Consider the following 18,684-nt stretch of genomic DNA (forward strand, 5'->3'; position numbering starts at 1 on the left):
AACAAAAACTTTTGTTATACAAAGCATAAAGAGGTGTATAAAAATAAAAAGCTGATTCACCTCTTATACTTTTTGTTTTAATTGAGCTTTCTGTTAATCACCCTATCCATATAATCCTGATACCAGGCTTTTGCCGTTTTCTTTCCAGCTTCAACTTCAGGGTTTTTAACCTCATTTAGAAGGTTTTTTTCAAGGCTCAGATCAGATTGAGCATATACTCCGATGATTTCTTTTCCGTCAAAACGATAAATATAGTTTCCAATCATGAACTGATCTGTACTTCCATCTGAATTTACGATTATAAAAGGATATTTTTTATCACTTACCAAACTTCTGCCCCAGCTTCTGATTGGTTTGTTGTATCCTATAAGATCCGCCAATGTAGGATAGATGTCTGCCTGCTGTGCTATTTCCTGGCTCACTCCTTTTAACTGATATTCAGGATTCGGAGAATAGAAAATCAATGGAACTGCATAACGGTTCATCGCTCTTTCGTATTCAGGATAATACACCTGATTGGTATGATCTCCGGTGAAAACAAAGATCGTATTGTTATACCAGGGCTGTTTTTTTGCGGTTTCAAAATATTGTTTGATCGCATAATCCGTATACTGCATCGGCTCATGTATTTCAATTTTCCCTTTTTTAAATTTACCGTTATATTTTTCAGGTATTTTAAAAGGATGATGTGATGAAGCAGTGAACACCGTAGTCATGAAAGGTTGTTTCTTCCCGACATTTTTAGCAAAATACTGAAGGAAGGGCTCATCCCATATCGCCCACATTCCGTCGAAGTCTTCATCATGATTGTATTCTGTTTTTCCGAAATAGTGTTTAAATCCTAAAATATTTCCAAATCCAAGGAATCCCATAGAACCATTTGGTGCTCCATGATAAAAAGAAGTATCATACCCCAGATCATTACAAACAGACACAATAGACTGAATTTTCTGGTTGGAATAAGGCGATCCGGTAAAAGCGTCAGTAAGACTCGGAATTCCGGCCAACACGCTGCTCATCCCGTGAATCGACTGTCTTCCATTCGCAAAAGTATTGGGAAAAATCAGACTCTGGCCAGCAAGGCTATCTATAAACGGAGTGTAAGAAACGTAATCTTTAATATTTTTATCTTTATTAAAAGCTCCGGAATATTCTCTCCCGAAAGACTCTACAATGAAAATAACAATATTGGGACGATTTTCAACTTTTCTGTCATATACTTTATAAGGCTGTACATTTTCTTCAATATATTTTTGATCCACAAAATGAACTTCCTTAAAATTATTGGTATTTAAAGTCCTGAAAAAGGAGAATGTACTGTTGAGTACCATATTTCCCTGCAATGGATTTGTTACAAAACGGGTAGCATCTACCATATTAATAGGTCTGGTACTATGTTTAAAATCGCCTCTGATTCCTCCCACAACCAAAACTGCAGTGAGGCACAAAGTAATAATGGACGTAATAAAATAAGGAAGCAGCTTCACAGGCTTAACATCTTCTACTTTTATTCTTTTGTAAAGGAAAACCCACAATCCCATTAAAACAACAAACCAAATCAACACAAAAGGATGCTCTCCTACGGAAATCATCAGCGTTTGGGAAACATTGGATTCATGTTCAGCCACCTGAAATACGGCAGAGGTAAGTCTTGCCTGTGAGAATTTATAGTAAATAAAATCCCCGAAATTCATGGCATAAGCAATCCCGTTGGTGATAAAATACAGCCAAAAGAGAATTTTTTGAAAAACCTTTTTTGTATTGATCACCAAAGGCAATAGACTAAGGAGTATAAACAAGGCATTGACATATAAAATAGCTGTGGTATCGAAAGCTGTACCATGGAAGGCCAGCTTTATATATTCTGAAACAGAGTCAACTTTAATCAGATCTTTATTAAAATACCAGAATAAAAGTCTGGCAATCTGATAAAAAAAATAGGCCAAAAAAATCCTGTAAACCAATGCCAGAACTTCCTGTTTTCTCAATCCTTTTAAAAATTTCATGGAGCAAATTTACATCAAAATCACTTTAATGCATTTTTTAGTGCAGATTATTTTGAGTTAGAATTTCTAAAAACTGTAATTTTGTGGTTATGAATTTTATAAAGAATAATCTGGCCAATGCCTTAACCCTGGCTAACTTATTTGCAGGCTGTATAGGAGCAATACATCTAATTTTAGGAGATTATCAGACGACTGCAATCTGCCTTATTCTCTCTTCGATTTTCGATTTTTTCGACGGCTTTGTAGCGAGAGCATTAAAATCAAATTCCAATCTTGGGCTTCAGCTGGATTCTCTTGCGGATATGGTAAGCTTTGGAGTAATTCCCGGACTTACGATGTATAAAGCTCTTGAGCCCTTTGGTGCTGAGCTTCTTGGCATTCACTTTCCGTTTGAAATCAAGTATCTCGGATTGATTGTTACCGTATTTTCATGCCTGAGACTTGCTATCTTCAATCTTGATGAAGAGCAACGTTATTATTTCAAAGGATTGAATACGCCTACCAATACTGTTTTACTGTTTGGTCTCTACTATGCGTTTAAAGAAACCGGAACTTTTAGCTTTTTGTTCGATAATGAACTATTGCTGATTTTACTGACTCTTCTTACGTCATGGCTTCTGATCAGCCCGATTAAAATGATGGCCATGAAATTCAAATCCAAACAATTGAAAGACAACTATCCTAAAGTAGTATTACTGGTAGGAGGAATTGCCATTCTTGCGATATTCCAGGTAGTAGGAATCCCAATGCTCGTTATTTATTATATAGTAGTCTCCCTTGTTTTTCAGGGACAGTTAAAATAAAAATTAAAGAATTTACATAAGGTTTTTATCACCTTATTTTAAGTAAAACACATTTTCAAATTATTAATGATCAACATGAATTTAAAACTCCATAAACCACTTTGTATTTTTGACCTTGAAACAACAGGAACCAACATCGGAAAAGACAGAATTGTTGAAATCTGTATTTTAAAAGTAAATCCTGATGCCTCCAGAGAAAGCAAAACATGGCGCGTCAACCCGGAAATGCTTATTCCTAAAGAAACCAGTGAGATCCACGGGATTTATGATGAAGACGTTAAGGATGCTCCTACCTTCAGAGACATTGCTTCTAAAATTATGGAAATGATTACCGGAAGTGATTTGGGAGGATTTAATTCCAACAGATTTGATGTTCCGCTTTTGGCTGAAGAACTTTTACGAGTAGGAATGGATTTTGATCTGAGTAAATTCAGATTGGTAGATGCACAGACTATTTTCCATAAAAAAGAACCTAGAAACTTAGGCGCTGCTTACCAGTTTTACTGTGGAAAAACATTGGAAAATGCCCATTCTGCGGAAGCTGATGTAATGGCAACCTTTGAAGTTCTGGATGCACAAGTAGGAAAATATGATGATATTCCGAATGAGATAGCACCGCTAAGCGAGTTTACATTCCATAATAAGAATGCAGATCTTGCCGGATTTATCGGATATAACGAAAAAATGGAAGAAGTCTTCAACTTTGGAAAATATAAAGGTCAGGGTGTGAAAGCTGTATTTCAAAAAGATTTAGGATATTTCGGATGGCTTCAGAATGCTGACTTTCCGTTGTATACGAAGAAGGTTTTTACAAAAATTCAACTCTCAAGCAGATTTTAAATATGTCTGATCTCGTTCGTTTTAAATTTTATGAAACTGCCCTTGAAGCTAACAGGGACAAGCAGATATTGGCTGAAAATAATATCAACAGCTTCATTGCGAATGAACAGCTAATCCAATCGGATTGGCTTCTGTCGCAGGCCGTAGGCGGTATACAGCTTCAGGTATTTGAAGAAGATCTGGAAAAAGCCAAACAAGCATTACAGGATTATAAGGATAATGAACAGTATTCGCTGGAAGTAGAACACACTATTGAAGATCCTGAGTTTGATTTTGTATGTCCAAAATGTGGTTCTAATCATATTTACAGAGATGACAGCGCAACCAGTTTCTTTGGAATTTCTTTTCTGACGAGTCATAAATTCAAATGTTATTATTGCGGGAATGAATTCACCCATTAATCAATAAGAATTAATACACTTTACCCCATCTGATAAAAGATTACTTCGTTTCTTGCAATGGCGAAGTCAAAAAAATAAATAAAAAGAGTTATGAAAATTATCTGCATAGGAAGAAACTATAGTGAGCATGCAAAAGAATTAGGGAACGAAATTCCTGAGAATCCTGTTATCTTTATGAAGCCTGATACAGCGGTTCTGAAAGGAAATGATTTTTATATTCCAGAATTCTCAAATGATATTCACTACGAGCTTGAAGTGGTATTAAAAATTTCCAAGGGAGGAAAATATATTCAGAAAGAAACAGCAAACAAGCATTATGAAGAAATAGGTCTGGGAATAGATTTCACAGCCAGAGATCTTCAGAGTGAGCTAAAATCAAAGGGACTTCCGTGGGAGCTTGCCAAAGGTTTTGATGGTTCTGCTGTGGTAAGCAGTTTCTTTAAAAAAGAAAGTTTTACTCTTGATAATCTTCAGTTTTCATTATTAAAGAACAAAGAAAAGGTACAGGATGGTAACACAAAAGATATGATGTTCAATTTTGATGATATCATTGCTTTTGTTTCTCAGTATTTTACATTAAGAGTGGGTGACCTTATCTTCACCGGAACTCCAAAAGGAGTTGGAAAGGTAGAAGAAAATGATATTCTGGAGGCTTATCTCGAAGAGGAAAAAATCCTTGATATCCGAATATTATAAGTATTTAACATCAGAGTTTGGCAAATTTTCCCTATCTTTAGGTAACAAAATTAGAGGTTATGATAAATATTGTATTACCCGTAGATTTTGGGGACAAGACAGACCAATTGGTAGACGGTGCCATAAAATTTGCAAAACAGCTTAACGGCAGAATTTACCTTATCCATGTAGCGCCATCAGATATCGGCTTTGCCATTGGTGATATGGGATTTCAATATTTTCCGGAAGTGGAAGCCAATGAAATCAGAGAAGAACTGGTACAGCTTAATAAAATTGAGCAAAGAATCATCGCTCATGATATTGATTGTGAGCACCTTTTAAAACAAGGGCTTGCCAAAGATATTATCCTGGAACATGCAAAGGAAAAAAATGCAGATTATATTGTGATGGGATCACATGGCAGAAGCGGAATTTATGATGTATTTGTGGGAAGTTTAACCAAAGGAATCACAAAAAGTTCAAATATTCCTGTATTGGTACTTCCAATTCACGACTAAGAAAAAGAAATTTTAATCGTTAGTAATAAAAAAACCGATCAAACCCTATTGTTTGATCGGTTTTTTACTATATAACCAATTAATTAACCTTCTTTTTTGTAGATATTCGGATCGTAGTAAGGATTCTTACCTTCCGTTGGAGAATAATAGTCTTTGTCTTTGTCTCCACCTAGTGTTACTACAAGTACATAGCACCAATAAGTAAATAATACACAGCAAACTGCAAATAAAATCCAGTTTAAAACATTACCGAAAGTATCAAAGAAACCGAAAGTCCATTTGAAAACTTTACTTAAGAATAGAAAGAAAGACGTCATTATTTTCCTTTTTTAAATTAACTTTGTACAAATTTATAAAAAATGTTTAAATTACTTTCAAAAGAAAGCAATATTTTTTCAATTCCTGTTTATATTGGTTTTCTTCTTTTAGTAGTCATAATATTTAACATACTGAATTTCAACACTTATGAAGCTATTGTTGCCGGAATAACTTTTCTGGGAATTGCTTTGGGATATTTTTGTTTTCACAGTATTGCCCTTAATTATCAGACTCATCTTCCATTATTCTTATATACTTTTTTCATTTTCGGGCTATATCCCGGAAATCTGGATATTGGGATTGCTGTTTCGCTGCTTACAAACTCCTTTCTTATCCTTCTTCTGACAAGTGCGGATGAAGATATCAGAAAGAAGTCGTATGTATTGGTAGGATCTATTGTGGCATTGAATTTTATTTTCCTTCCTACCACCTGGCCGATGGCTGTTTTTGTGATCATTCACGTGATTGCTACCTCTGCCAAAATCACTTTGAACCTATTCAGATTCCTGCTGGGAACTGTTCTGATTACCTTCAGTTATTTTTCTGTGATGTATTTTTTTCAGTTCACTTCCTGGAATATAGATTATTTTCCGTTTGGAAAGATGAAACCCGTAACGGATTACACGGAGCTTCTGCCACTGATTCCTGTGGTTCTGATGCTTATTTACGCGGTATATGACCATTTTAAAAACTATAATAAGAAAAGCCCGATAAGCAGGTACAAATATACTTTCCTGTTGGTCTTTTCGATGGCACAGCTTGTTTCCATCATCCTGTATATGAATAAGAGCTATGAATATCTGCTGCTTCTGGCGTTCCCTTCAAGTATTATTTTAAGCAGAATGATGAGGTTTTTACCTAAGTACTGGATGCGTGAAGCCAGTGTATGGCTTATTATTATTAGCTTACTGACCTTTAAAGCAGGTACAGTTTTTGATTTATTTTAAAAAATTATGATTCAGATAGACGATAAATTGATTTCTGAGGAAATTTTTTCCGAAGAATTTGTTTGCAACCTTACGAAATGTAAAGGTGCATGTTGTGTGGAAGGAGATGTAGGGGCTCCGTTAGATAAAGACGAGCTTGAGATATTGGACAGTATTTTTGATAAAATAAAACCTTATCTTACTCAGGAAGGCATCAAAGCCCTTGAAGAACAAGGAACATGGACTACTGATCCGCACGACGGAATGTATGTTACTCCTATGGTGGAGGACCGCGAATGTGCTTATGTAACGTTTGACGAAAAAGGGATTACCAAATGTGGTATTGAAAAAGCCTATGAAGATGGTGCTGTAGACTGGCAGAAACCAATTTCCTGCCACCTGTACCCTATTCGTGTTACAGAATATTCTGCATTCACTGCTTTGAATTATCATGAATGGAATGTATGCAGCGATGCGTGTACACTTGGAAAAGAACTTCAGGTTCCTGTCTATAAGTTTTTAAAGACGCCATTGACAAGAAAATACGGAGAAGAGTTCTACAACGTTCTAAGTGAAGCCGCTGAGGAATGGAAAAAAGAATATGGTTCTTAATCAATCAGGATTTGAATAAAATAACAAAAACCGCAGATTTCTCTGCGGTTTTCTTATTGTAGGTAAAAAAGTACGGCTAGTTAGCTGCTCCTACTTTTACAGCAGTTACTTCTGCTTTTTTAGTTTCATCTTTTTTAGCTTTTTCCCAACCGTCTTCCGGCATCAAAGTCGCTACAATTCTACCTTTTGTAAGGTATTTTTTAGCAACATCCTGAAGATCTTTTACGGTAAGTGCCTTTACTTTTTCCTGGTAATTCAGGATGTCATATTTATCACTTCCGTCTAATTGGTTTTTAGCAATAGCATTCATCCAGAACATATTGTCTTTAAGTTCTGTTTTATTATCATTGTATTCTCCTTCTTTATACTTATCCAGATCTTTCTGCTCAGGGCCGTTATCAATCAGCTTCTGAAGCTCAGTAATAGCACTCTTGGTCAGTTTATCTGCATTTTCCGGACCACAAGGAAAGTTAATTCCAAAGCTGTAAGTACCATAAGGAATTCTGTTCATTCCTCCTCTTGCACCTCCACCGTAGATACCGCTTTCGTCTTCTCTCAATTTCTCGATAACTTTTATGGTAGCGACTTCTCCAAGAGCAGATAATGCTAAAGCTTCTTTTTCGTTGTAAGGTGCTTCTCCACTATACGAGATAGATACCATACTCTTAGGATCTTTTCCTTTTTTATACACTTTTGTATAATCTCCGGTGATTGTTCTGTATCCGGTATCTTTGAACATTGTAGCTTTTCCTGATGATGGCAGGCTTGCAATATACTGAAGGACTTCATTTTTAAACTTCGTTTCGTCAATATTTCCTACGAAATAGAACTGGAAGTTTCCGGCATTGGCAAATTTATCTTTATAAATATCGTATGCTTTTTTATAGTCTGTATTCGCCCAGTCTTTTTCCATTGGGAATACCCCAATAAATCTAGGGTTCTTCTGATTCATAAATTTTGCATGCTCATTAGAGAAATAAGCCTGAGGATTAGACAACAGGTTATTCAGCATTGCAGACTGTTTTTCTTTATATGCATTGAAGGAAGCCGGATTGTAATTTAAGCTTGTAAAATAAGCATACATAAGCTCCAGGGCCGTTCCTAAATCTTTTTGGCTTGTTCTTCCGGAAACACCTTCAAAAAGAGAGGTTACCATTGGATTTACATTCACCTGTTTACCTGCAAGATAATTAGCAAGGTCTGCTTTAGAGAATCCACCCACTCCTGCTTCTGTTAATGCAGAGAATGCAAACTGTGTCTTATTGTAATCAACATCCGGAATAAGAGAACTTCCTCCTAAGCTTCTTGCAGTAAATACAATTTCGTCATCTTTAAAGTCAGTTTTCTTGAAAGTCACTTTAGCACCGTTGCTTAATGTCCACGTTGTTGTTCCCAACTTGGCATCCGTTTCTGTTTTAGCAATTTTCCCTTCAGATTTGAAAGGTTTTACTAAATTTTTGATAGTAGCCTTTTCTTCATAAGGTTTTAGATCAGCCATTTTTACAGCTTCGAATGTATTCATAACCATGGCTTCTGTAGGCATAGCTACATTATCTTTCTTAGGCCCTGTGATTACAATGACCCTGCTGTCATCTTTCACCATTTTCTTGATGATTTCGTTGGTCTGCGCAAGGGTAACAGATGGCAGGAAAGACTTGGTATCTTCATATTCCCATGCAATTCCAGGCATTGGTTCCTGCTCCAGGAAGTTTCTTACATACTCATCTACAAGCATGTCACTTTCTGTTTTATCTTTGTTATTATAAGATCTTTCAAGGTTGGAAAGCACCTGAGATTTCGCTCTGTCAAGTTCAGACTGTGTAAATCCGAATCTTTTTGCTCTTTCAACCTCTTCCAATAAAACTTTTAACGCATTCAGCTGGTTTCCTTCTTTCACCATGGCAAATCCCTGGAAAGCTTCCTTGCTTCTTGCATAGGTTCCTCCATGATATACTGATCCGAAAGTAAAAGGTGGATTTGTAGAGTTGATCAGTTCTCTCAATCTGTTGTTCAGCATCGTTGTTGAAAGATTTTCCACAAGACTCTGATTGTACTGCTCTACTGTTACATCCGGCTTGTAGGCATCAGCATCTTTCATGATAAACTGTACCATAGAATTGGTAGCATCAGGATCTGTTTCAATCGCTACCAGTGTTTCTTTATGATTCGGAAGATCAAAAGATTTTCTTTCTCTCGGTTTTGAAGGGTTTTTATATTTACTGAAATTATCCTTGATCTTTTTTTCAATTTCATCCACGTTGATATCTCCTACTACTACAATTGCCATCAAATCCGGTCTGTACCAATCCTGGTGGAATTTTCGGATAACATCAGGCTTGAAGTTTTCCAATACTTCTTTTTTACCGATTGGAAGTCTTTCTGCATACTGAGATTTATATAAAAACTTCGGAAGATATTTATCCATCATTCTTTTATCTGCTCCAAGACCTAATCTCAGCTCTTCCAATACCACTCCTCTTTCTTTATTGATCTGTTCATCAGAAAGGGTTGCATTAAAAGCCCAGTCCTCCATTACTTTCAGTCCGGCATCCAGATTTCCTGGTTTATCCAATGGAACAGGAAGCATATAAACCGTTTCGTCAAAGCTGGTATAAGCATTAAGATGCTGACCAAACTTTACGCCGATGGACTGTAAAAAGTCTACTAATTTATTATCTGGAAAATTTTTGGTTCCGTTGAAGTTCATGTGCTCCATAAAGTGAGCCAATCCCCTTTGATTTTCATCTTCAAGAATAGATCCGGCATTGATTGCCAAACGGAAATCTACTTTTTTTTCCGGTAAGGTGTTTTTTTTGATGTAGTACTTCATTCCGTTGGAAAGGGTACCAATTCGTACAGAAGGATCCACTGGAATATTCTGTCCAAAGGCATTTGCCGACATCAAAAAGATGACCGCAAATGAAGATAAGACTTTTTTCATGGTATTTGATTTTATTTACAGCTTAAAACTACCACTTATTCACAATGTGAGGAAATTACAGATTCTATTTTATAGTTAAATTTGAGTTAAATTTATTTATATACTAAAAAAACCGGGAAATACCCGGTTTTAATATCTTAAAAAGCAATTTTCTATTTAAAATCAGCATCCGTAACTCCGGAGTTGATCACAATTTTGGTAGTTTTAATTGTCATTTTCTGACCTCCACCTTCAGCATCTACTTCGGCAGGGAACTGTATTCCATCTACTGTCATATAGCTTTTGATTGTAGCATTTCCTTCTCCTGCATTGGTTTTATACAGAAGTCCTGTTCCAGCATCAAAATAAAACTTGCCTTTGTCTGAAGACAATACATTATAATCTTTTCCGTCTAATTTTTCTGTGGATACGTTTGGAAAATTAGAAGCATCAAAAGCTAAAGCATCAATTGGCTTTCCTTTTTTCAGCTCAGCAATCTTATCAGCAGGAATATCTGTTTTATTTCCCATCTGATCAAAGTACCCTTTCTCACCGTCAAAAAGCTGAATCATTTCTTTCCCCATCAGCGATTGTACAGACTTGAATTTATTTCCTAATTTTTTAGTCGTCATTTGAATTTCCATTCCCTGCACAGAAACCGTGTTATCAGTAATGGTAGATTTTATAGCTTCCAATTTATCTTTTCCTCCTAATGCTTTGAAATAATTGTCAACAACTTCTTTAGAGGTAAGTTTGGATTTTACAGCTTCTGTTTTAGCAGATGCAGCCCCTTTCTTCTGAGCCGCTGCCGGTACTGAAAAAAGTACAGCACAGAAAAATGGAATGATGATCTTTTTCATATTTATAATAAAGTTTAAAGGGTAAATATAGGAATATTGGCGGACATACATACCGGAGCAGAAATAAATAATACATGAGCGTTGATGAATGATCAATAAGAACACATGAAACAAAAACAAGAAAGATCATCTCACCAATAATCATGGTACATTTGGTGTAATTCCTATACATAGATTTATAACAAAAAACCGTCAAAAAAAATTGACGGTTTTCAAATATTTATATCTGAGTATAATTATTTCTTAAGTTCTTCTAAAAATTCGTCGTGAGAAATTTTAGTTTCTTTTTTGCTCGCTTTTTCAAGAATTACATCTTTCAATTTAGCCATAGCTACTTCAGAAGAAATTTGTCTTACCTGCTCCTGGTCTTTCAACATTTCAACAGCATATTTTTGGATTTCTTCATCACCAAGGTGGTGAATTCCATAGATTGCCAATTGATTTTTAACTAACTGCTCAGCCTGAGCCAATACATCAGCATAGTCAAGGTTGATTTCGTTTTCAGTCATCAATTTACCTTCGATGATCTGATATCTCAATTGGTTTTTCTCAGCTTCAAGAATTTCCTGAGCCTGTGCTTCAGACTGGATGTTCTGGTTAGAGAATAATAACCACTTCACAAGGAACGTCTCAGGAAGTTTTACTTCTTCTTTATCAGTTACCTGCTCTAATACTTTATTCACAAAGTGAACATCAGCATTTTGCTGGAAGTACTCGTCTAATTCAGTTTTCACTTTATCTTTAAGCTCCTCTTCAGTCTTGATGTTTCCTTCTCCGTATACTTTGTCGAATAAGTCCTGGTTAAGCTCAGCTAAATTTAATGTATAGAAGTCTTTTACTTTTACTTCTAATTCATTGTGGTGTAAGTGCTCAACTTCTTCTTTGCTGAATCCTAATTCTTTAGCTAATTCTTCGTCACCTGCAAGAGTTTCTTTCGTTACTTTTACAGAACCTTCCATTTTCAAACCTTTTACCAATTTGAAAGCTTCTTTGTTTTCAGCAGTAATGGTAAGGTTTTTTGGGTGGTGGTGGTGCTCTCCTTCAGCATCTTCTTCCACAACCTGAGAAACTTCTAAAGCAATGTAAGAATCTTTAGTGATTTTATCTTGAGGAACCTGCTCAGCGAAACGCTTCTGCATGTTTTCAATACTCTTGCTGATTTCTTTGTCAGAAGCTTCTACTTTGTAGTGAGGAGCTTCATACTTAGCTAAATCTATAGTGAATTCAGGCTCATATCCAACTTCGAAAGCAACTTCTAATTGATCAGCATTGTAATCTAATTCGTTTACTGGCTGAGGAACAGGCTGACCAACTAATCTTAATTTGTTTTCATTAACATAGTTGTTTAAAGCATCAGAAACTTGTCTGTTGATTTCTTCGAATGCAATACCTGCTTCATATTGTTTTTTAACCATACTCAAAGGCACTTTCCCTTTTCTGAATCCAGGAACTTGCGCATTTTTAGCATAATTAATCAACTGCTTCTCTACTTTTTCTTTGTAGTCAGATTTTTCCAATGTTACTGTAAGCAATGCACTTACGTCATCATGGTTTTGTGCGGTAACCTTCATTATTGATTAAAATTTTAGGTTGCAAAAATATGAATTTTTTATGAAAATCACCCATTTAAAATCAACTTATAACGCCAAATATTGTTAAATAAAAAACCACCGGAGAATTCCGGTGGTTCAAACAAGATTAAAGGTATATTAATTAATAATATTATAGTTGGCTTGTGCATCAGTTTCACCTCCTGTATGAGTTCCGTAAATCACTCCGTTTCCACTTACAGCAGAAGCTTCAGAAACGGTTACAGGCTCATGGAATAATGTAAGAACCAGCTGACTAGGTACAGATGTATTTTTTACGGCAGTATTTACCACCCATTTTGTTTTTAATCCAACACGGCTACCATCACCTCTTGTAGAGCTGGCATCGTCTGTACGGGTTAAAGTGATATCAGAGTTGGGAAAGTTATATACCAAGAAATGTTCGTCTTTTGCATCTTTAATTTCCTGAGTAGCATCTTCGTCACCATTCTTAAAAATAACTTCTACATTATAAGTATGGCCATTTATTAATTTAACATTAGGATTGGTTGTACTATTCACCTGGTAGTCATATACAACGGGAGTTCCTGTAGCAACATCTGTAACTTTTAAGAGAACATCTGAAAGTTCTTCCTGAGGAAGATCATCTGCTTCATCATCACTTCTGTTGCATGAAGTTAAGCTTAAAGAAACAGCTAAGAATAAAAGTCCTAAGACAAGTGTTGTATTTTTAAAAATATTTTTCATTTTTTTGATTTTAAGTAATTAAAATTGATATTTAAAAGTTAAAATAAAGTTTCTTCCCATTTCGTTGGAAAAGAAACGAAGTCTGTTCAGGTAATCTCTGTAAGACTTATCGAATACATTTCGAACTGAAAAATCAATTCCGAAATTTTTAGACAGATTTACCCCTGTCTGAATGTTCCAAAGCGAATATCCGTTTGGAGGTGTAGAAATATCTACTTCCTGGTTGTAAGCATTTCCGTCGGAATCAAATAATCTGATTGGAACGTTATAAGTTGGAAATCTTGTTTGCTTTAAATAAGTATTATTACTTACTGTAAAATAAAAACCTTTCCATTCTTTTTTATTGAATTCCAGTGAATTATTAAAATTCGGAGGCATCATGAGAATAAGCGGGACATTGTGAGTTGTATCCTGGCCATAAACATAAGATCCGCTTCCTTTATAAGTCAGATTATCTGTAATTTTAAGCTGGGCATCAATATCTAACCCATACATTCTTGCATTGATCTGCTGATAGTTATACACTACAAAAGCTCCTCCCCACTGTGTATTCTGATATCCTGTAGGAATTTGATTGATAAAATTCTGAGTATAAAAGAAGTAAGGGTTTACCGAAATGTTTAATCCTTTCAAGACATTTGCTTTTACATCTGCCACTAAATTAAACTGATGTCCTGTTTCACTTTTCATTCTCATATCTCCTCTTTCAATAATGGCTGCTGAATGGTGAAGTCCGTCTGCAAAAAGTTCTGCAATATTTGGAGACCTTGAAACTCTTGCATAATTGAATTTCAAATCAAAATATTCAGATGGATGATAGACAATTCCTCCGTTCACTGAAATATTATTATAACTTAAAGATGGCTTTGTAAGAATTCTGTTTTGGTTAATTCTTACAACAAAGTCTGAATAATCTGCAGCATATTGTTTATTCCAATCGCTCAGATCATACCATTTTGTTACATCATAATGATCATAATCGTATCGGCCTCCCAATTCAAAATCCAATTGAGGAGTAATTTTATATTTTAGTACAGAATAAATTCCTGCATAATATCTGTCATAGTTTGGAACAAGGCGTCTTGCCTCCGTCTGAGTATTGGAATAGTTGTTTTGATATCCTGCATTAATTCCTGTTTCAAGATTCCATTTTCCTCTTTCTATCAGGTGATTCACGTTCAGATCATTGGTTATCAGCTCAAGATCCAATGCCGGTTTTTTACTAAGCTGTTCCGTACGTCTGATATCATATTCTTTTCTATGATTGTACTGAAAACTATAAGTAGCCGTTATTTTTCCGAAATTTTCAAACCTTTTGTAAGCTGATACTTTGGCAATATGATGTTCAATTTCCTGTTTAGGATTATCAATATCATAACTAAAATCTCTTTGGTAAATTGGCTCTGATTCAGTAAGAGCATTACGCAGATCTTCTGAATTTCCAACATGAGAGCTTCTAAGAATTCCAACAGTGCTTTTTGTCAGATAATAATCAAAAGAGAACCCTTTTTCAAATGTCATCTTCTGAACTCCAAAATTAAATCCGGAACTTTCAAGCCCTGTATTCATCAAGCCATAATCCGGCGCTTCAAGATCTCCCAGTTTTTTATAGCTCCCATTAGTTTTTATTGCCCAGCCATTTTCCCAGGTTTTTGCAAGTTTTACATTAAGGTCAGCCCCTCTTCCGTTAGAAATCCCGGAAAGAGAAACATTTCCCATGATGGTATCTTTTTTAGGCAAGATCTGAGGCTGTAAAACAACAACTCCACCTATGGCTCCACTTCCATATTTCAAAGCAGATGCTCCTTTTATTACATCAATATGTTCAAAATTATTAACATCTACATTGGGAGCATGTTCTACTCCCCATTCCTGTTCGGCAAGTTTTACTCCATCATTCAGAATGGAAACTCTACTTCCATAAAGCCCATGAATAATAGGTTTTGCAATATTGTTCCCCGTTTTCAGAACGTTAACACCAGAAATATTGGTTAATAAATTCCCTAGGTTTTCGGTAACATTTCTTGAAATCATTGATTTATCAATAGTTTTCACAACCATGCTTCCATTGTTCTTGTGACTTCCGTGAACTGTAACAGTTTCGATGTCTTTGACGTGATGTTCCAGTGTAATAACCAGCTGAACATTCTGATCAACTCCTATATTTTCAGTATAATCATTGCAATCAGGATGTTGTGCAATGAGTGTATACTTTCCTGCAGGAATTTTGTCAAAAGAAAATTGACCTTTCTTGTTTGTTTTAGCTGTAAGGTTTCCGATTTTAATCACAGCATTTTCCAACATGGTTTTATCATGAAAATCCTGAACGGTTCCTTCAACAGTATAGGTTTTTTGTGCACTTATAAATACTGATCCGCAAAAGATCAGCAGCAGGCAATATATCAATTTCATTGTAAATAGATTGATTGCGTACCCTTTTCAATAGGGTACATTTTCGTTAAAATTTGTGGGAAGGGTTAATTTAATTGTAAAATGTATTAATGATGAGAAGTTAGAGGTTAGAAATTAGAAGCTAGTAACTGGACATTATTTAATATTAATTACAAACTATCAGTTATTTTCCAACAACTTAAAACTTTAAACCTAAAACTTTAAATTTTTAAGCATTAAACATTGAACTTAAAGTATTAAACTTTAAACCCTATAGAATCTATGAATTATGAAATTGTGGGAGGTCCCCGAAGCTGGAAATTGAATTTGGTCTGTGACCAGATTTTCTCCTGAATGGCGATGATTTGTTTTACCTCATGGCTGTAATGCTCAACAGTAAAACTGAATTCTTCAGGAGCTAATGTATGTCCGGTAACCAAAAAGTGGCAGGCCAGACAGTCGCCAGCTTTCTCTTTAGTAACTGCTTTCGTCACCGTATTCTCTGTTTTTTTAAGATTGAAAACCTTAAAATAATCTACAGCATCGTGATGGTGAAAGCTCTGAGAAAGCAGCGCGAGGAAATATACTCCAAACAATAGCTTGGAGATAAAACTCTTTAGGTTTCTGCTTTCTTTAAAAATCATGGTTCAAAATTATGAAAATAATTCAATTGTTTCCTTAAACTTTTATTAAATTACTTATGACTTATTGATAATAGGTAGAAATGAAAAGTATTTTGTTACAAAAAAAATGCTTCATAATTTTTAGTTTATGAAGCATTTCTATTTTTTTAATCAAGCTGTGTACCAAGATATTCCCACTCCTGTAGAGCTGTATCCAGGTCTTCCTTAGTTTTATTGTATTTTTCTAAGGTTTCATCTGAAGGATTTTCTTTGGCAAAAGAAGCTTCCATTTCCTCTATTTTTGTTTCGAGTTCGGAAATTCTCTCTTCTACTTTCTTGATTTTATTCTGAATATTTTTCTGCTCTTTACTAACGATATTTGAAGATGGGGTGCTAACAGCCGGTTTTTCTTCCACTTTCTTAGGTTCTACCTTTACTTCCTGATGAAGTTTGGCTTTTTCTGCAGAAATCTCTCTGATTGTTTCCTTTTGTCTGTATTCAAGATATTCATTGATGTCTCCAAGGAATTCTTTCATTTTCCCGTCACGGAATTCATAGATCTTATCACAAAGTCCCTGAAGGAATTCCCTGTCGTGCGAGATCACAATTAAAGTCCCTTCAAAATTCTGCAGTGCAAGCTTGATAATTTCCTTAGACTGAATATCCAGGTGGTTGGTAGGTTCATCCATGATCAACGTGTTGAAAGGACGAAGCAACAGTTTACAAAGTGCCAGACGGTTTCTCTCCCCTCCGGAAAGTACTTTTGTCTTCTTTGAAACAGCATCTCCCTGGAAAAGGAAAGATCCTAGTAAATCTCTTACTCTAGGTCTTGTTTCTTCCGTTGCTGCATCCTCTGCTTCTTCAAGAACCGTTTTATTAGGAGTTAAAACCTCTTCCTGATTCTGTGCGAAGTATCCGATATTAACGTTATGCCCAAGATTCCATGCTCCTGAATAATCTTTGATATCTCCTGCCAGAATTTTAGCCAAAGTTGTTTTTCCCTGTCCGTTTTGTCCTAACAGAGCAATTCTGTCTCCTCTCTGAACGATGAAATCTACATCATCAAAGATCTGTTTCTGTCCATAAGATTTTCCAAGATTCATTGCTTCGAAGATCACTTTCCCCGGAACCATAGACTGTACGAAACGGATATTGAATTTTGAAACGTCTTCATTATCAACTTCGATACGTTCTATTTTATCTAATTTCTTAATAAGTGACTGCGCAAAAGATGCTTTTGTAGCACTTGCACGGAACTTATTAATATTGTCTTCCATCTGTTTGATCTCCGCATCCTGATTCTTTTTAGCCTGAATCAGCTTTTCACGGCGATCTTCTCTCATGACAAGATATTTGGTATAATTGGCTTTATAGTCGTCAACTTTTTTATTATTAATATCAAAAGTACGGTTACAAACAGCGGTCATAAACTGCTTATCGTGACTTACAAGAACAATAGCTCCCGGATAATCTCTCAGGAAGTTTTCAAGCCAGATGATAGATTCCATATCCAGGTGGTTGGTAGGCTCATCGAGAAGCATAATATCATTCTTCTGAAGAAGTAATTTTGCCAGTTCGATTCTCATTCTCCATCCTCCTGAAAACTCATCAGTAACCTTTTGGAAATCATCTGCTTTAAATCCTAAACCAAATAACACTTTTTCCATATCACCTTCAAGATTGTAGGCATCGTGGTTCATTAAAAGGTCATTCAGCTCGGTCATTTTATTAATCAAATCCGTATAGGAATCACTTTCGTAATTTGTTCTGACAGCCATTTGGTGATTCACTTCTTCAAGCTCATTTTTCCAGGCATTAATCTGCTCGAAAGCCTGCATTGTTTCGTTCCAAACAGTTCTTCCTTTTACAAAATCAAGATCCTGTTTCAGGAAACCAATGGTAACACTTCCTTCAGTGACCACTTCTCCTTCGTAGAAATTAATTTCTTTGGACAGCATTTTCAATAAAGTGGATTTTCCCGCTCCATTTTTTCCTACGAGGCCAACTTTATCATCTTTTTTGATGGTAAAATTGACATTTTGAAATAAATAATTTCCTGAATGATGTAATCCTAAACTTTGAACCGAAAGCATTTTAATTGATAATTAGTAATGAATAATGAATTTTCGGGTGCAAAAATACGGAAAAAGAACTGAATAGCCCAGAAATAAAAAAAGCTATCCAAAACGGACAGCTTTCTTTTGGATATGAATTGATTTTATAAGGTCTTATCCCGGAGTAAGCGGTGGGGTTTTCTGCCCTGCTTCTACCATAGCAATCATTTCTACAAGGGTTGCTTCAGCTTCTTTATATTTTACCTGTTTGATCCCGTGGTTGGACCCTATTGCAACTTGCAATTCATTCAAAGTCTTAGCTTCTGACATTGTAATGGGTTTACTCCCATTTTTAATACTGATTTGATATTCACAAGTATCTAGAAGTTTATTTGCTTTTTTAAGCCATTCTGAAACTTTCATAATTATTTTGTTTTTGG

The 18,684-nt window shown here is 35.5% G+C and carries 17 protein-coding genes; 7 read left to right on the plus strand and 10 right to left on the minus strand.

The window, feature by feature from the left end:
* Positions 1–77 precede the first annotated feature (77 nt).
* A complete protein-coding gene (locus CHRYMOREF3P_RS09560; protein WP_180564487.1) occupies positions 78–2,006 on the minus strand; it encodes an LTA synthase family protein in 1,929 nt (642 codons plus the stop codon).
* An 89-nt stretch (positions 2,007–2,095) separates the two neighbouring features.
* On the opposite strand from CHRYMOREF3P_RS09560, the gene CHRYMOREF3P_RS09565 reads away from it, so the two are divergent.
* The 5 genes from CHRYMOREF3P_RS09565 (at position 2,096) to CHRYMOREF3P_RS09585 (ending at position 5,243) form a co-directional block, all read left to right on the plus strand.
* Positions 2,096–2,809 (plus strand): CDP-alcohol phosphatidyltransferase family protein, encoded by a 714-nt coding sequence (locus CHRYMOREF3P_RS09565; protein ID WP_077419147.1) that lies wholly within the window; start codon positions 2,096–2,098, stop codon positions 2,807–2,809.
* A gap of 75 nt (positions 2,810–2,884) precedes the next feature.
* Positions 2,885–3,649: a 3'-5' exonuclease gene (locus tag CHRYMOREF3P_RS09570; RefSeq protein ID WP_077419146.1), complete on the plus strand. Its 765-nt coding sequence runs from the start codon at positions 2,885–2,887 to the stop codon at positions 3,647–3,649.
* A 2-nt stretch (positions 3,650–3,651) separates the two neighbouring features.
* A complete protein-coding gene (locus CHRYMOREF3P_RS09575; protein ID WP_180564488.1) occupies positions 3,652–4,050 on the plus strand; it encodes a putative signal transducing protein in 399 nt (132 codons plus the stop codon).
* A 90-nt stretch (positions 4,051–4,140) separates the two neighbouring features.
* Positions 4,141–4,746, plus strand: a complete 606-nt coding sequence (locus CHRYMOREF3P_RS09580; protein WP_180564489.1) for a fumarylacetoacetate hydrolase family protein — start codon at positions 4,141–4,143, stop codon at positions 4,744–4,746.
* A 59-nt stretch (positions 4,747–4,805) separates the two neighbouring features.
* Entirely contained in the window at positions 4,806–5,243 is a 438-nt protein-coding gene (locus CHRYMOREF3P_RS09585; protein ID WP_047386643.1) for a universal stress protein, read from the plus strand.
* Positions 5,244–5,326: 83 nt separating this feature from the next.
* Here the strand turns inward: CHRYMOREF3P_RS09585 and CHRYMOREF3P_RS09590 are convergent, their stop codons facing one another.
* On the minus strand, positions 5,327–5,560 hold the full coding sequence (locus CHRYMOREF3P_RS09590; protein WP_047386641.1) for a DUF6341 family protein: 234 nt from the start codon (positions 5,558–5,560) through the stop codon (positions 5,327–5,329).
* Between the two features lie 42 nt (positions 5,561–5,602).
* Between CHRYMOREF3P_RS09590 and CHRYMOREF3P_RS09595 the strand changes: the two genes are divergently transcribed.
* Both CHRYMOREF3P_RS09595 and CHRYMOREF3P_RS09600 read left to right on the plus strand, forming a co-directional pair.
* Complete coding sequence (locus tag CHRYMOREF3P_RS09595; protein ID WP_077419143.1) at positions 5,603–6,508, plus strand: DUF6427 family protein; 906 nt, start codon at positions 5,603–5,605, stop codon at positions 6,506–6,508.
* A 6-nt stretch (positions 6,509–6,514) separates the two neighbouring features.
* Complete coding sequence (locus tag CHRYMOREF3P_RS09600) at positions 6,515–7,099, plus strand: DUF3109 family protein (RefSeq protein ID WP_077419142.1); 585 nt, start codon at positions 6,515–6,517, stop codon at positions 7,097–7,099.
* Positions 7,100–7,175: 76 nt separating this feature from the next.
* Here the strand turns inward: CHRYMOREF3P_RS09600 and CHRYMOREF3P_RS09605 are convergent, their stop codons facing one another.
* The 8 genes from CHRYMOREF3P_RS09605 to CHRYMOREF3P_RS09640 all read right to left on the minus strand — a co-directional run bounded on the left by CHRYMOREF3P_RS09605 (position 7,176) and on the right by CHRYMOREF3P_RS09640 (position 18,667).
* A complete protein-coding gene (locus CHRYMOREF3P_RS09605; protein ID WP_180564490.1) occupies positions 7,176–10,040 on the minus strand; it encodes a M16 family metallopeptidase in 2,865 nt (954 codons plus the stop codon).
* A gap of 152 nt (positions 10,041–10,192) precedes the next feature.
* Positions 10,193–10,879: a hypothetical protein gene (locus CHRYMOREF3P_RS09610; RefSeq protein WP_077419140.1), complete on the minus strand. Its 687-nt coding sequence runs from the start codon at positions 10,877–10,879 to the stop codon at positions 10,193–10,195.
* A gap of 236 nt (positions 10,880–11,115) precedes the next feature.
* Positions 11,116–12,450 (minus strand): trigger factor, encoded by a 1,335-nt coding sequence (locus tag CHRYMOREF3P_RS09615; RefSeq protein ID WP_077419139.1) that lies wholly within the window; start codon positions 12,448–12,450, stop codon positions 11,116–11,118.
* Positions 12,451–12,588: 138 nt separating this feature from the next.
* Positions 12,589–13,176, minus strand: a complete 588-nt coding sequence (locus tag CHRYMOREF3P_RS09620) for a hypothetical protein (RefSeq protein ID WP_077419138.1) — start codon at positions 13,174–13,176, stop codon at positions 12,589–12,591.
* A gap of 18 nt (positions 13,177–13,194) precedes the next feature.
* A complete protein-coding gene (locus tag CHRYMOREF3P_RS09625) occupies positions 13,195–15,588 on the minus strand; it encodes a TonB-dependent receptor (protein WP_077419137.1) in 2,394 nt (797 codons plus the stop codon).
* 266 nt (positions 15,589–15,854) lie between these two features.
* Complete coding sequence (locus CHRYMOREF3P_RS09630; protein ID WP_228408911.1) at positions 15,855–16,211, minus strand: hypothetical protein; 357 nt, start codon at positions 16,209–16,211, stop codon at positions 15,855–15,857.
* A gap of 146 nt (positions 16,212–16,357) precedes the next feature.
* Positions 16,358–18,283: an ABC-F family ATP-binding cassette domain-containing protein gene (locus CHRYMOREF3P_RS09635; protein ID WP_180564491.1), complete on the minus strand. Its 1,926-nt coding sequence runs from the start codon at positions 18,281–18,283 to the stop codon at positions 16,358–16,360.
* Positions 18,284–18,418: 135 nt separating this feature from the next.
* Positions 18,419–18,667 (minus strand): hypothetical protein, encoded by a 249-nt coding sequence (locus tag CHRYMOREF3P_RS09640; protein ID WP_077419135.1) that lies wholly within the window; start codon positions 18,665–18,667, stop codon positions 18,419–18,421.
* Positions 18,668–18,684 lie beyond the last annotated feature (17 nt).

The sequence above is a fragment of the Chryseobacterium sp. JV274 genome (assembly GCF_903969135.1).
Taxonomy (GTDB): Bacteria; Bacteroidota; Bacteroidia; order Flavobacteriales; family Weeksellaceae; genus Chryseobacterium.